At 64.3% G+C, this 14,494-nt stretch carries 11 protein-coding genes; 1 reads left to right on the plus strand and 10 read right to left on the minus strand.

Going from position 1 to position 14,494, the window contains the following annotated elements; genetic code table 11:
- Window positions 1-31 precede the first annotated feature (31 nt).
- The 10 genes from secA to ahcY form a co-directional block, all read right to left on the minus strand.
- Window positions 32-2,773 carry a preprotein translocase subunit SecA gene (gene secA, locus DX923_RS08625; protein WP_116114127.1) on the minus strand — a complete coding sequence of 914 codons (2,742 nt, stop codon included), beginning with the start codon at window positions 2,771-2,773 and terminating at the stop codon, window positions 32-34.
- A gap of 216 nt (window positions 2,774-2,989) precedes the next feature.
- Window positions 2,990-3,292 (minus strand): GNAT family N-acetyltransferase, encoded by a 303-nt coding sequence (locus DX923_RS08630; protein WP_116114129.1) that lies wholly within the window; start codon window positions 3,290-3,292, stop codon window positions 2,990-2,992.
- Between the two features lie 61 nt (window positions 3,293-3,353).
- On the minus strand, window positions 3,354-4,592 hold the full coding sequence (locus DX923_RS08635; protein ID WP_240322569.1) for a winged helix-turn-helix domain-containing protein: 1,239 nt from the start codon (window positions 4,590-4,592) through the stop codon (window positions 3,354-3,356).
- On the minus strand, window positions 4,579-5,331 hold the full coding sequence (locus DX923_RS08640) for a response regulator (RefSeq protein WP_116114132.1): 753 nt from the start codon (window positions 5,329-5,331) through the stop codon (window positions 4,579-4,581). The genes DX923_RS08635 and DX923_RS08640 overlap by 14 nt, the downstream gene beginning before the upstream one ends.
- 174 nt (window positions 5,332-5,505) lie before the next feature.
- Window positions 5,506-6,141 (minus strand): ribosome hibernation-promoting factor, HPF/YfiA family, encoded by a 636-nt coding sequence (gene hpf / locus DX923_RS08645; RefSeq protein ID WP_116114134.1) that lies wholly within the window; start codon window positions 6,139-6,141, stop codon window positions 5,506-5,508.
- 201 nt (window positions 6,142-6,342) lie between these two features.
- Window positions 6,343-7,137 carry a ComF family protein gene (locus DX923_RS08650; protein ID WP_116114136.1) on the minus strand — a complete coding sequence of 265 codons (795 nt, stop codon included), beginning with the start codon at window positions 7,135-7,137 and terminating at the stop codon, window positions 6,343-6,345.
- A 56-nt stretch (window positions 7,138-7,193) separates the two neighbouring features.
- Complete coding sequence (locus tag DX923_RS08655; RefSeq protein ID WP_116114137.1) at window positions 7,194-9,005, minus strand: GerMN domain-containing protein; 1,812 nt, start codon at window positions 9,003-9,005, stop codon at window positions 7,194-7,196.
- Complete coding sequence (gene mtrB / locus DX923_RS08660; RefSeq protein WP_240322570.1) at window positions 9,002-11,011, minus strand: MtrAB system histidine kinase MtrB; 2,010 nt, start codon at window positions 11,009-11,011, stop codon at window positions 9,002-9,004. The genes DX923_RS08655 and mtrB overlap by 4 nt, the downstream gene beginning before the upstream one ends.
- A 5-nt stretch (window positions 11,012-11,016) precedes the next feature.
- Window positions 11,017-11,694 carry an MtrAB system response regulator MtrA gene (mtrA, locus tag DX923_RS08665; protein ID WP_116114141.1) on the minus strand — a complete coding sequence of 226 codons (678 nt, stop codon included), beginning with the start codon at window positions 11,692-11,694 and terminating at the stop codon, window positions 11,017-11,019.
- 171 nt (window positions 11,695-11,865) lie between these two features.
- Entirely contained in the window at window positions 11,866-13,332 is a 1,467-nt protein-coding gene (gene ahcY, locus DX923_RS08670) for an adenosylhomocysteinase (RefSeq protein WP_116116243.1), read from the minus strand.
- 201 nt (window positions 13,333-13,533) lie between these two features.
- On the opposite strand from ahcY, the gene DX923_RS08675 reads away from it, so the two are divergent.
- On the plus strand, window positions 13,534-14,469 hold the full coding sequence (locus DX923_RS08675; RefSeq protein WP_116116244.1) for a DUF808 domain-containing protein: 936 nt from the start codon (window positions 13,534-13,536) through the stop codon (window positions 14,467-14,469).
- Window positions 14,470-14,494 lie beyond the last annotated feature (25 nt).

The raw sequence follows: 14,494 nt of genomic DNA on the forward strand, positions 1-14,494 counted from the left end.
GTTGTCGTTCCGACCAACTGGAACCCAGCTGTCAGGCCTTGCGGCGCTTCCGCGAAGCCCGCCGCTCAGCGCGACTCATCTGGTCCCCGGAGTCCGACCAACCGCCTCCGAGGGTCTCGTCGTGCTCCTCGATCGACCCGTCGTCCGACGGAGCGCTGTAGTGCAAGGAGGTGGACTTGTGCGCTTCCAGACCCTTGGCGTGCACCTCGGGGGTCTCTTCAGCGGCAGCCGCCGCGACCATCGACGCGTCGACCTCGATGTTGAACAGGAAGCCGACGGACTCCTCCTTGATGCCGTCGAGCATCGCGTTGAACATCTGGTAGCCCTCACGGGAGTACTCGACCACCGGATCGCGCTGGGCCATCGCACGCAGACCGATGCCCTCCTGCAGGTAGTCCATCTCGTACAGGTGTTCCCGCCACTTCCGGTCGAGAACGGCCAGCACGACACGCCTTTCCACCTGCTGCATGACCGGTTCGGTCAGTTCTTCCGTCCGCCGGTCGAAGGCATGCAGCGCGTCCGAGGCCAGCTCCTCACGGAGGATCTCGGCCGTGATACCAGGACGCCCACCGACAGCGTCCTCCAGTTCCTCCAGCGTCAGCGTCATCGGGTAAAGCTGCCCCAGAGCGTCCCACAAGGTGTCCAGGTCCCAGTCCTCTGCAAAGCCTTCGGCCGTCGCGAGGTCCACATAGGAGTCGATCGTGTCGGTGATGAAATGCACCATCTGGCTGTGCATCTCTTCGCCCTCGAGCACTCGGCGACGCTCTCCGTAGATCACCTTGCGCTGAGTGTTCAACACGTCGTCGTACTTGAGGACGTTCTTACGAATATCGAAGTTACGTCCCTCAATTTGGCTTTGAGCACTTTGGATAGAGCGTGTGACCAACTTAGATTCGATCGGTACAGAATCTTCTAAGCCAGTCTTAGACATCATTCGCTCTACCAAACCTCCGTTAAACATCCGCATCAGCTCGTCCTGCAAGGACAGGTAGAAGCGGGACTCACCCGGGTCGCCCTGTCGCCCCGAACGACCACGCAGCTGGTTGTCGATCCGGCGGGACTCGTGCCGTTCGGTACCCAGGACGTAGAGGCCACCCAGCCCCATCACATCCTGATGTTCGGCCTTGACCTCTTCCTCGGCACGGAGCAGGGCCTGGTCCCAGGCCGCTTCGTACTCCTCCGGAGTCTCCTCCGGAGAGAGCCCCCGCGCCTTCAGCGCGCTGACCGCGATGAACTCGGGGTTACCGCCCAACATGATGTCGGTACCACGACCGGCCATGTTGGTGGCCACCGTGACCGCCCCGCGACGCCCCGCGTCGGCGACGATAGCGGCCTCACGCTCGTGCTGCTTCGCGTTCAGGACGCTGTGACGCACCTTGTTCTTCGACAACTCCTGGGAGAGATACTCGCTCTTCTCCACCGAGGTCGTGCCCACCAGCACCGGCTGGCCCTTCTTGTGCTTCGCGACGATGTCCTCGACCACCGCGTCGAACTTGGCCTTCTCCGTGCGGTAGATCAGGTCCGGCTGGTCGCGGCGGGCCATCGGCCGGTTTGTCGGGATCGGCACCACGCCCAGTTTGTAGATCTGGTGCAGTTCGGCAGCCTCGGTCTGCGCGGTACCGGTCATCCCGGACAGCTTGGTGTACAGCCGGAAGTAGTTCTGCAGGGTGATCGTGGCCAGGGTCTGGTTCTCGTTCTGGATCTCGACGCCTTCCTTGGCCTCGATCGCCTGGTGCATCCCCTCGTTGTACCGACGCCCGGGGAGGATACGGCCGGTGTGCTCGTCGACGATGAGCACCTCGCCCTCGATGACGACGTAGTCCTTGTCCAGCTTGAAGAGTTCCTTCGCCTTGATGGCGTTGTTCAGGTAACCGACCAGGGGGGTGTTCACGCTCTCGTAGAGATTGTCGATCCCCAGCAGGTCCTCGACCTTCTCGATGCCCTGCTCGAGAACACCGACGACCCGCTTCTTCTCGTCGATCTCGTAGTCACCGGTCGGCAGGATCCCCCGGACCCGGTCTCCCGGGCGTCCCCGGTGCAGATGCTCCACGATCTTGGCGAACTCGCTGTACCACTTCGTGGCCTGGTCGCTGGGACCGGAGATGATCAGCGGCGTCCGGGCCTCGTCGATGAGGATCGAGTCGACCTCGTCGACGATCGCGAAGTTGTGCCCACGCTGCACCATCTCCTCGGTCGCCCACGCCATGTTGTCACGCAGGTAGTCGAAGCCGAACTCGTTGTTGGTGCCATAGGTGATGTCCTTGGCGTATTCGGCCCGACGCTCCGCCGGAGTCATCTTGGCCAGGATGCACCCGGTCTCCAGGCCGAGCATGCGATGGACACGCCCCATCAGATCCGACTGGTACTGCGCCAGGTAGTCGTTGACGGTGATGACGTGGACGCCGCGGCCTTCCAGGGCGTTCAGGTAGCTCGGCAGCGTCGCGACCAGGGTCTTTCCCTCACCAGTCTTCATCTCGGCGACATTCCCGAAATGCAGTGCTGCGCCGCCGACAAGCTGCACGTCGAAGTGCCGCTTGCCAAGAGTGCGCTTGGCCGCTTCCCGGACCGCAGCGAAGGCCTCCGGCAGGAGGCTGTCCAAGGTCTCTCCGTCAGCGAGGCGCTTCCGGAAACGGTCGGTCTCTTCCTTCAGCTCCGCGTCCGACAGCGTTTCGAAGTCGTCCTCGATAGCATTGACCTGGGCTGCGAAGCCCTGTAAGCGCCGGAGTTCGCGTCCCTCACCGGCGCGCAGGATGCGATCGACGATCTTCGCCACGACATACTCTCCCAAGGGATACAGGTCACGTTCTCACAGAGGCAGACGCCTGGCAGGCGACTGCGCGACGACAAGAACGTGTCGGACAGTGACACCGATGTGCGACCCGGAGAAAAGCACGGTCGCACGACATACGGCGGGCACCAGCCTAGACGACGCAGCAGAAGCCCATCCACAGGTCTGGCGATGAGTCCGCCGATACCCCCGCCGTGTTCGTCAGTTCCCTGGTTCCTGACCGGTCACCAAGAGGTCTTTCTCATCAGGATGTTTGTCGAACCACCTGGCGTAGAAGGAGCACTGTGGATCTACCAGCAGCCCTCGGGCACGGGCATCAGCCAGCGAAGCCTGCGCGAGCATCCCCGCGATCCCTCGTCCACCGAAACGCGCAGGCACCTCGGTATGAGTGAAAGTCAGCACATGTCCGGTCAGCAGGTAGTCGACCCGCCCGGCAACTTCTTCCCCTTCCAGCGCTTCCCAGCAGGATTCCTGTTCACGATGTTCGACCCTGATCTGCGACATGGGCGCAGCATGGCACACCAACCTGCCTGAAGCGCAGGCGAGTGCTGCGGCCAGGGGCAGCTCAGCGCACGATCACTCGGCCCATCTGGACCTCGGTCAGATTCAGGAAGGAGGCCAACGAACAGAGCTCAGCGTCCAGTGCCTCCGCTGCGCCGTCGTCGTACCTCCCCGGCTCCCAGTAGATCGATTTCACCCGTAGTGCTCCGGCCCGACGATCAGAGCGCACATCGACTCTGGCCACCAGGCTCTCGCCCCACAGGAAAGGCATCACGTAATAGCCGTAGACCCGTTGGGGTTCCGGGGTGTAGAACTCCAGGCGATAGTCGAACCCGAACAGTGAGCGAACCCGATCACGCTGCCAGATCAAAGAATCGAACGGACTGAGCAGTGCCTGTGCCTGCACCGGACGCGTCAGCAGCCGTGCTTCCCGATGGATGTAGAGCTGTTTGCGCCACCCCTCGACCCGCACGGGGAGCAGGACTCCCTCGTCACACAGCGTGCGGATCGCCGGGCGAGCCCGATCGGCGGACAGTCGGGCGTAATCCCGCAAGCACAATTCGCTCCCCACCCCGTGGGCACGGGCAGCGAGTTCCACCAGGGCGCATACCGCCTCGTCCTCGGGAAAAGGGTCGGCGCCGTCCGGGCCCCGGCGTCGCACCTGGTCCGACAGCACCGTCTCCACCGGTGCATATCGCCGTTCGAACTGGCGGCTCCGCCCTGAGCTGGTCACCTTCCCCGCCCAGAACAGATGTTCCAGCGCTGATTTCACCAAAGACCAGTTCCAGCCCCAGCCCTTCTCGGCCGGCATCGCCTCCTCGTGGAGCAAAGCCGCCTCCACCTCACGAGAGGTCGACCCCGGGTAGCGCGTCACCTCGCGGTACACCATGTCCACCAGGTCCGGATGCTCCTGAGCGACATTGCGCATCCCCGACCATGAGTCCGTCCCTGCTTGACGCATCCGGAAACCGAACAGTGGCCAGATCTCCGGGGAGATCAACGAGGCCTCGTGCGCCCAGTACTCCACCAGATGACGCTGCCCCCGACTGTCCCCGTCACGCAGTTCGTCCACCAGAGCCGGGTCGTAGGGGCCCAATCTGGAGTAGAACGGCAGGTAATGGCTGCGGGTCAGGGCCGTCACGCTGTCCAGCTGAACGACATGCAACCGGTCAGCGACTGCTCGGACGTGCTTGGCCCGGACCGCTCCCCGAGGACGGTGACGCGCTCCGAACCCCTGTGAATCCACCGCGATCCGACGCGCCTGAGTCAGGCTCAGCGTGCGGGTCCCCTCAGCTGTACTCACCAGGTCTCCGGTCACCGTTGGCATATCGAGGGCGAGCTTCTCTCCCGTGATCGTCCACCAGGTGCTCTCGCACCGCGTACATGGCAGCTTCCACTCTACTGTGCAACTGCAGCTTCTCCAGGATCGAACGCACGTGGTTCTTCACGGTGTTCTCCGAGATGAACAGCGCCTTCGCGATTTCGCGATTTCCCAGGCCCCGGGCGACGTGCACCAGGACCTCACGTTCCCGGTCCGTCAACCGAGCGCCCCCGCCGCCGGACGCCTCGTCCTGCCGCGCCAGGCTCGCGAACTGACGCATCAAGCTCGCAGCCATCGTCGGGGACACCAAGGAACCGCCCCAGCGCAATGTCCTGATTCCGGCGACGACCTCCTCAGGAGGAACATCTTTCAACAGGTACCCGTTGGCCCCCGCGCGCACGGCATCGAAAAGATCCTGCTCGTCATCGCTGGTGGTCAGCATGATGATCTGGGTCTCCGGATGAGCGCGTTTAATGTGTTCGCACGCTTCGATCCCGTTCATACGGGGCATCCGCACATCCATCACGACGACATCAGGGCGGTGCTCGCTGACCGCCACGATCGCGGCCCTTCCCCCATCGGCTTCCGCCACGACCTCAATGTCCTCCTCCTGGGAGAGCACCAGGTCGAGACCGCGCCGGTAGAGGACATGGTCATCCACGATGACGACCCGGGTCAGGCCGGGAGAAGACAGCGAGGAGTCATCCGCGACAAAGCTCACCCGGTCATCATGGCATGAGCGTCCAGGACGCTCGGGTCAGGCCGCCTCCCCCCCCCCGAATCCCGAGTTGTCCTCCTCCCGGAGAAGAACCGTCGCACAAAGGCGTGGGGTGTACCGGACCTCTGACCGGTACACCCCACGGAAGAATCACTCAGCGGCGAATCACCGCAGAACTCACACCTCGGCCGAAGCGTCCAAAGCGATCACGCCATAGTCCCAGCCCCTGCGCCGGTACACGACACAAGGACGCTGCGAATCACGGTCGATGAAGAGGTAGAAGTCGTGGCCGACCAGCTCCATCTCGTACAAGGCCTGGTCCAGTGCCATAGGAACGGCCTGATGGACCTTCTCCCTCACCTGAACAGGAAGATCTCCCTGCGCGCCGAGCTTCTCTTCCAGGGGGCTCCGCTCGTCGAGTTCCTCGGCGAGGTGAAGGGCACCCCCCGCGTCAAGAGTGACCACGTCGAGATCCGCAGTCGCACCGTCGAGATCCGGCCCTCCCCTACGGCGGACCTTCCGTTTGTCCCCCGCTCGACGCAGCCGCTCGGTGAGCTTCTGCAGAGCCAGATCCATCGCTGAGTACTTGTCGTCGGCATAAGCCTCGGCCCGGATCACCGGACCTTTGGCGATACAGGTGATCTCGACACGCTCGCTGCCTTTCGGTGCAGCTTTGCTGGTCTCGTGACTCACCACGACGTCGATCCGTTGGGTACGCGGGGCGTACTGCTCGACTTTGGTCAGCTTCTCGCTGAGGATCTGGCGGAAACGATCCGAGATCTGGACGTGGCGGCCGGTGACAGTGATCTCCATGGTGACCTCCTGGTGAGGCGTGAGTTGCTACGACGACAACAGAGAAGAACAGGGGCAGGCATTCCCCCTCTCGGCACCCCGGAAAATGACGAACGCCCCGGACCTCCGGCTACTGCCGACGGCGGGACGTCCTTCCATACGGGGATTCTAGGCCACCGAGCACCCGACGACCAGGACCTTCACCATACTGATGGAGGATCTTCAGCTAATTCCCAGCCGAGACGGAGTCGTTGCCACACAGGCCGCAGAGACAGCTATCGCCCCCGCTGACCGAGCCGCCCGGGCCGCCTCAGCCAAGGTCGCCCCAGTCGTGACGATGTCGTCGACCACGATCACCGTCGCCGCAGCGAGTACCTCGCTCCCGGCAAAAGCGCCGGACACATTGCCCGCCCTCGCCCGCGCCGAAAGTCCCGCTTGGTCCGAGACGGTGCGGCACACACGTAGCCCCCTCGCCGCATATCCGCCGTCCTCCTGCCCGAGCCTGAACCGTAGCTCCGGGGTAAGGAGCCGCACGGCACGATCCATCAAGGTGAGCAGCGGCTCGTCCCCACGGACACGCCGGGCGTGGGCCCCGGAAGGAACCGGAACCACCACGATCCGACCAGCCGAGGGACTCCTCGCGATGGCCCTGGACAGTGGAGAGACCAGCAGCTCCGACAACGGCCCGGCCAGATCACGACGGCCACCGTCCTTGTAGGCGGACAACGCTCGGCGCAACGGCCCGGTGTACTCCGCCGCTGCCCAGCACTGTGGACACCCGATGGAGGGCTCCCTCTCGACCAGGAGCCAGGAAGCACCCGCCCCGGAACGCAGAACCTCCCCTCGGCACAGCGCACACCAACCCGATTCGCCACGTCCGCATCCGGCGCAGGACTGAGGAAGAGCCAGATCCCACGCCATTCGCATCGCTTCACGCACCTTCACGCAGGCCAGGCTGTGCTCCCAGGTCTTCGGGCGAGCCGCACCCGCCGCCACCTGTGGACAGTCGACGAGCACGAAACACCCTTGTGGGCAGAAAACCGCCCTTTCGGTTCACCCCAGCGCGAGGAAACTCACGGAGCCATGACGTCGGTAGCCGCCGTGGCTTCCTGCCATCGACCGGCGATCGACAAATGCAGCCGCCCGTCGCCACCCACTATCCCGAGCTGCCCCGATCCCAACGCCACGATGCTCTTCGCTCCTGGAACTGGCGGAAGCTCCAACACCTCGGTACGGCCTTCCAGCCCGACCGAGAGCGCCCGCAGATCCTGACCCTGCCCAGCTCTACCGAGAACAGCTAGCTGGTAGGGCGAGGACCAGGTCACATCGACGGCATCGACGATTCGCCCTCCCAGGAACACCGGCGCAGTCAGGCTCTGGGGGCGTTCGTCCTGTCCTCTGACCACCCCACTCACGGCAATCCGCACCCGGCCGTCCCGTTCCCTCAGCACCATCGCCAGACGTTGCGAATCGGTCGAGACCGACAGGTTCAGGATCGTCGCACCGGCGAGCCAAGGTGCCTCGATCTGCCGTGCCGGTGTCTTCTCCACCTCACCGCGGGTGTCGATCACCCAGATACCTGCACCTCCGGAGGGCAGCGCGCCCCCCACCCACAGTCCGTGATGGCTGTCATAGGTCGGGCGGGTCATCCCGACCGCAAAAGGTGGCTGGGTTGCCGACTGACCAGGGCTGCTCGGATCACCGTTCTGCCGCCAACGGAGCAAAGCCCGCCCGTCGGCAGAGACCGCAGCGATGTCGTGCATATCCGAGGAAACGGCCAGCTTGCTGTAGGCCGGATCGATCGAAGGAAGGTAAGGCCCTTGTGCACTCGATTTCCCCGACCGCAGATCACCGGAGTGCATCGGCATCAGCCGAGCTCCTTGCCGGACCACCACCCATCCCGGATTCGGTCCCGGAGCCGTCTGGTAGCCCAGCTGACTCAACTCGTTCGGTGGGGCAGCCACCCCGATCACTTCCAATGGCCGGTCGTCCACCTGAAGGGACACCCCTGCCACTGCAGTGACCTGGGTCATCGTGGTGATCGCCTGGGCCAAGGCCGCCCGCCGTTCCTCCGCACGGCTGTCCAATGCCGCCGACGTCAGATCCAGTCTGGCCAGTCCGTCCTGCACGGTCACCGCGTCGACAGACAACTTGGTCAGCGTCGGGAAACCGGTGGTGACCGCCCCCTGGAGATACGGCGGGATGGGGTCGAGCTGAGCCCGGGCGAGCGCCGTGAGCAGGGCACCGGACACCGGGAAGAACCGACGATCGGGGATGATCGTCCGGCCGATCGGGGAGGAATATCCCACGGTGAAAGGCTGGTGGGAACGATCGAAGTAGAAAGTGTCCAGCCAGACTCCGAAGTCCTCCGGAAGCTGGGAGATCCGCCATTGCCCGCTGACCTGGGTCAGGTGGAACTCGACAGAACGTTTCTCCGGGGTGACGTACTCGGTGTACCGGCCGTCCGCCCCGAGCATCGCCGTGACTTCCGCGCTCACCCGCACGGTGAGTCGGCCCTGTGTCTCGGCGCCAGGCTGGATCGTCAACGCGCGCTTCCCCGAGTACAGGTAGGAGGGGTGTGCGCGAGGGACCCACCGTTCAGCAGTACCGGCAGCCAGGTACTCCCTGGCTGCCCGATAGTCCTCGCTCTGGGCCGACCCGTCCAGTAAGAAGCCGGAGACGATGCTCTGCGGGTCAGCGCCCTTCTGCGGTCCTGCGGGATGCTGCCGGACCGGGGGTACCAATGGTTGGGAGACATTGTCTCCGGGCATGACTTCGCTGCTGACCGGGAGCCCTCCACAGGCCGAGGCGCCCAGGAGCATACCCGTTGTCAGGACAGCTCCCAGGAGAGCGCGTCGACGGCGTGCCTGCCCCCGAGCGGTCACTCCTTCACCTCCGGAGTCTCCTGGCGCATCGTGCGTGCGTGAGCTTCCAGTTCGGCGAGGCCTTCGATCTCGGCGAGCTCTTCCGGAGGTGGCATGCGGTCGAGGTCGTCGATCTCGTCATCGGGCTGTTCGGTCGTATTCTCTGGAGGCATCGTTGGATCCGGGACGGCATCGGCCGGTTTCCCCTCTGTGGGAGAAGCCTCCGTTGTCGTCGGTTCGGGGGTTGCCCCTTCGGCACTCGCCTCCGGTGCCGCCACGGCGGTGGCGCCCAAGGCGCTGGCCGCTGGCGCGGTGGCGGCAGGGGTCTCCTCGGTGGAGCGGATGGGCTCACCGACCGGTTGGCCGTCTGCGATCTTCTGTGGTTTGGGGTCGGTGAGGGGCAGCGGTGAGTAACCGATGGGACGTCCTGCGACACGAGGAAGGGTCAGCCGGAAACGGGATCCTTCACCGGGTTCGCCCCAGGCCTGCAACCATCCGTCGTGAAGTCGGGCGTCCTCCATGGCGATGGCCAGCCCGAGGCCGGTGCCTCCGGTGGTGCGTTTCCGTGAGGGGTCGGCGCGCCAGAACCGGGTGAAGACCAGATCTGCTTCTCCGGGACGCAGCCCGATGCCGAAGTCGCGTACGGCGATGGCGACGGCGCTGTCGTTCCCCGCGATCTCGACCCGCAGCGGACGTCCTTCTCCATGTTCGAGGGCGTTGGAGACGAGATTGCGGATGATGCGTTCGACCCGGCGGGGGTCCATCTCAGCGCGCAGTGGTTCGTCGGCACCGACCAGGAGGACGCTGCTTCCTTTATGTTTGGCCAGTTCTGCGGTGCCGGCGAGCACCCGGTGCACGACATCCCGGATATCGGCGTTGTCTCGGTCGAGGTTCGCCGCACCGGCGTCGAAGCGGCTGATCTCCAGGAGGTCGGCCAGCAGGTCGCCGAAGCGTTCGACTTCTGCGTAGAGGATCTCCGTGGATCGGGAGGAAACCGGAGGGAAAGCTTCCCGATCGTCGTGGATGACCTCGGCAGCCATCCGGATCGTGGTCAGCGGAGTACGGAGTTCGTGGGAAACGTCCGAGACGAAGCGTTGCTGAACCGCGGAGAGATCTTCGAGCCTGGAGATCTGCGCCTGCAAGGTGTCGGCCATGTCGTTGAAGGCTGCAGCGAGCTTGGCCAGGTCGTCCTCTCCCTTGATGTCCAAGCGTTCGTTCAATCTCCCGTTGGCGAGTCGACCGGCCACCACCGCCGCTTCCCTGACCGGGTCGACGACCAGCCTGGTGACCACGTGCGAGATCAGTCCGACCAGTACGGCGAAGATGACGACGCCGAGGAGGAATGTGCGTTCCACCATGTTCAGGATCTGTTCCTGACGGTCCATGGGGTACACGTAGTACAGCTCGTAGTCCCCGGCTTCGGGGATACGCACGATCGCCCCGATGAGGACCGCGGAGACCTGGTCCTCGCCCCGGGGGATGCTGATGATCTTGACCTGCTGACGGGAGGGGTCCTTCGAGATCGCTTCCCGGATGTCGTCAGGGACGACCTTGGGGTCGATCCCTGTCTCGAGCGTAGGCAGGTTCATGTCGCGGGAGGAATTGCTCCTGGCCTTCGTGAGGATCAAGTCGCGAGTGCTCTCCCCCCGCTGTGATTCCTGCTGTCGGATCAGGTCGTACGCCGTTTGACGCAGACTTTCGCTGTCCAGTTTGTCGGTGTTCGCCAGTTTTGCCTGGATCTCTCGGGTTCCGGCAGCCGCTTCCTCTCGAGTGCTGACGATGCGGTCTTGGACGAGGCCGTCCGCGATCCGCTGGTAGAGGTAGGTCTGCAGCAGGCCCATGACCACCAGGCAGAGCACCACGGTGGCGGTCACCACTCGGAACTGCAGGCTGGAACGCCATTGATGAGCCACCCAGGAGGAGCAGCCCCGCGCACCTGCGGTGGTCAGGTGCACAGCTCTGCGGGCGGCACCGGCCACCCAGGTCGTCCGCGAGGGGGTCGTGACCGACGGTGGAGTGTCCGACATCACGATCAGCTAGGGCCCGCCTTGTAACCGACACCGCGCACCGTGACCACGATCTCGGGGTGCTCGGGGTCCTTCTCGATTTTGCTGCGCAGACGCTGTACGTGCACGTTGACCAGCCGGGTGTCACCGGCGTGCCGGTATCCCCAGACCTGTTCCAGAAGCACCTCACGGGTGAACACCTGCCAGGGTTTGCGGGCCAGTGCCACCAGAAGCTCGAATTCCAGAGGAGTCAGCGGGACGATCTCCTCGCCCCGTTTGACACTGTGGCCGGCGACATCGATGACCAGGTCTCCGATGGTGAGACGCTCGGGTTCGGGGTCTTCACCGCGGCGCAGCCGGGCACGCACCCGAGCGATGAGTTCCTGAGGTTTGAAGGGTTTGAGGACGTAGTCGTCGGCGCCGGACTCCAGCCCGACGACCACATCGATGGTGTCGGTCCGGGCCGAGAGCATGACGATCGGAACGCCATTGTCGGCACGGATCCGTCGGCACACTTCGATGCCGTCCATGCCCGGCAGCATGACGTCGAGCAGCACCAGGTCGGGTTTGAGTTCTCGTGCGGCGTCCAGGCCGGACGGACCGTCTGCGCGGTGGACGACCTCCAGGCCCTCCGCTCGCAGAATGATCCCGAGCATCTCTGCCAGTGCCAGGTCGTCGTCGACGACGAGCACGCGTGCTTTCATGCCTGTTCCCTTCTCCCCTGCGGTCCCGGGTCGAATAGTACCTGCTCACAAGCACTCTGATCGGATATGCCGAGGTCAGCAGCAAAATACGGGTCGACTTCCGAGGCTCCTGACCGATGAAGCCTCGACCTCCTGTGGTCGTCTCGCCCGAATTCGACGGGTGTGCTTCGTTCAGTAGCGGTAGTGCTCGGGCTTGTACGGTCCGTCGACCGGCACACCCAAGTAGTCCGCTTGGCCGGCGGTGAGGAGGGTCAAGTGCGCCCCCAGCGCATCGAGGTGGAGCCGGGCGACCTTCTCGTCGAGGCTCTTGGGCAGGGCGTGCACACCCAGTGGATATTCCTGCAGTCGGCCGAACAGCTCGATCTGCGCAATGGTCTGGTTGGCGAAGCTGTTGCTCATGACGAAGCTGGGGTGGCCGGTGGCATTGCCGAGGTTGAGCAGTCGCCCTTCGGAGAGGACCACGATGGACCGGTGTGGTCCGTGTTCATCGGCCTCGAAAACCCATTCGTGGACCTGGGGTTTGATCTCGACCTTGGACACCCCGGGAATGGCTGCCAGACCAGCCATGTCGATCTCATGATCGAAGTGGCCGATGTTACCCACGACGGCTTTGTTCTTCATCCTGAGCAGATGTTCGGTACGGATGACGTCTCGGCAGCCGGTGGTGGTGACGAAGATGTCGCCGTGACCGACGACATCCTCCAGCCGTGCTACCTGGTAGCCCTCCATCGCTGCTTGGAGTGCACAGATGGGGTCGATCTCGGTGACGACGACCCGGGCACCTTGGCCACGTAAGGAGTCGGCACATCCTTTGCCGACGTCACCGTAGCCGCACACGACGGCGGTCTTGCCGCCGATGAGGATGTCGGTGGCGCGGTTGAGGCCGTCGATGAGGGAGTGCCGACAGCCATATTTGTTGTCGAACTTCGATTTGGTGACCGAGTCGTTGACATTGATGGCGGGGAAAAGGAGTTCACCACGTTCGAAGAGCTGGTAGAGCCGGTGTACCCCGGTCGTGGTCTCTTCGGTGACCCCCCGGATATGGTCGGCGACACGGTGCCAACGACGGTCATCAGCATCGAGGGATTTCCGAAGAAGCTCTTTGACCACGGTGAATTCGACTGAGTCCTCTGGCCCGGTCGGGGGCACGCCCCCGACTTCTTCCCAGGCGCGCCCCTGATGGACGAGCAAGGTGGCATCACCGCCGTCGTCGAGGATCATGTTGGCATAGACCTCAGCGCCGTCCTGGTCCTGCGGCCAGGTGAAGATTTTCTCGGCACAGTGCCAGTACTCCTCGAGGGTTTCTCCCTTCCAGGCGAAGACCGGGACCCCACGAGGGTTCTCGACATCGCCGTCCGGACCGACGACGACCGCCGCTGCGGCCTCGTCCTGGGTGGAGTAGATATTGCAGGACGCCCAACGGACCTGCGCGCCCAAGGCCACGAGCGTTTCGATCAGGACCGCTGTCTGCACTGTCATGTGCAAGGAGCCGGCGATGCGAGCACCGTGGAGGGGACGCTGATCGGCGAATTCGGCACGGATCGCCATCAGGCCCGGCATCTCGTGTTCCGCGAGGCGGATCTGATGCCGCCCGGCAGGTGCGAGCCTGAGGTCTTTGACCTGGTGTTCTGGGGCCATCGGTGCGTCTCCCGACATGAGGTGAGGCCTGCGCATCATCGCGAATCAGACTTGCTCCCAATATAATCCGGACAAGGGTCTCTATTCGGGGTTATCCGGTCGGGCCAGATGTACACCGGTGATCTGTCATCAGGGTCGCCCACTGCCCTACAGTCTCTGCATGCTTCCCGATCCTGTCCCGACTCCTGCGCAGGCCCACCGGTGAGCGGCGGGCTCGTCGCTCTCCTGGACGACATCGCCGTCCTGGCCAAAGCGGCGGCAGCCTCCGTGGACGATGTCAGCGCCGCCGCTGCCCGAGCCAGCGCCAAAGCAGCAGGTGTGGTCGTCGACGATGCTGCGGTGACCCCCCGCTATGTCACCGGTTTCACCCCTGACCGCGAGCTGCCGATGATCAAGCGGATCGCGATCGGATCGCTGCGGAACAAGCTTCTGCTCATCCTCCCGATGGCGTTGCTGCTGAGCCAGTTCGCGCCTTCCCTGCTCACTCCGCTGCTGATGGCCGGTGGCACTTATCTGTGCTTCGAGGGTGCGGAGAAGATCTGGGAGAAAGTGTCCGGGCACGGAGAGTTACCCGAGGCGACCGTCGGGCAACGCGGAGCGGAGGCCGAGGAGGAGATGGTGACCGGAGCGATCCGCACCGACTTCATCCTGTCGGCGGAGATCATGGTGATCGCCTTGAACGAGGTCGCCACCCAGCCGTTGATCTCCCGAGCGATCATCCTGACCGTCGTGGGTGTACTGATCACCGTCGGTGTCTACGGCGTGGTGGCGCTCATCGTGAAGATGGACGACATCGGGTTGTACCTGGCGGGCAGGAGGTCCCGACCTTCACAACGCGTGGGCCAGGCCCTGGTGCAGGGGATGCCTTATCTGCTGGCCGGTTTGGCTTCCTTGGGCACTCTGGCCATGTTGTGGGTAGGCGGACACATCCTGCTGTCCGGCACCAATACGCTGGGCTGGCACGCTCCTTATGGCCTGCTTCACCACGCTGAAGAAGCGGTACGGCAGGCCACCGGGCCGCTGGCCGGTTTGTTGGGCTGGCTGACGAACACTCTGGGGTCGGCCGCCGTGGGATTGGCCGCCGGCGCTGTGGTGGTGGCAGCGCTCCATCTGCGTCCAGGATCTTCGGAGCACTGATCGGGGCGGCCCGGCTCTCCTGCGG

The sequence above is a fragment of the Austwickia chelonae genome, from assembly GCF_003391095.1.
Classification (GTDB): Bacteria; Actinomycetota; Actinomycetes; order Actinomycetales; family Dermatophilaceae; genus Austwickia; species Austwickia chelonae_A.

Bases quoted from the DNA above. Each gene is read 5' to 3' on its own strand.
- DX923_RS08630 (WP_116114129.1), bottom strand. From the start codon at position 3,292: ATGTCGCAGATCAGGGTCGAACATCGTGAACAGGAATCCTGCTGGGAA.
- hpf (WP_116114134.1), bottom strand. From the start codon at position 6,141: ATGGAGATCACTGTCACCGGCCGCCACGTCCAGATCTCGGATCGTTTC.
- mtrB (WP_240322570.1), bottom strand. From the start codon at position 11,011: ATGTCGGACACTCCACCGTCGGTCACGACCCCCTCGCGGACGACCTGG.
- mtrA (WP_116114141.1), bottom strand. From the start codon at position 11,694: ATGAAAGCACGCGTGCTCGTCGTCGACGACGACCTGGCACTGGCAGAG.
- ahcY (WP_116116243.1), bottom strand. From the start codon at position 13,332: ATGGCCCCAGAACACCAGGTCAAAGACCTCAGGCTCGCACCTGCCGGG.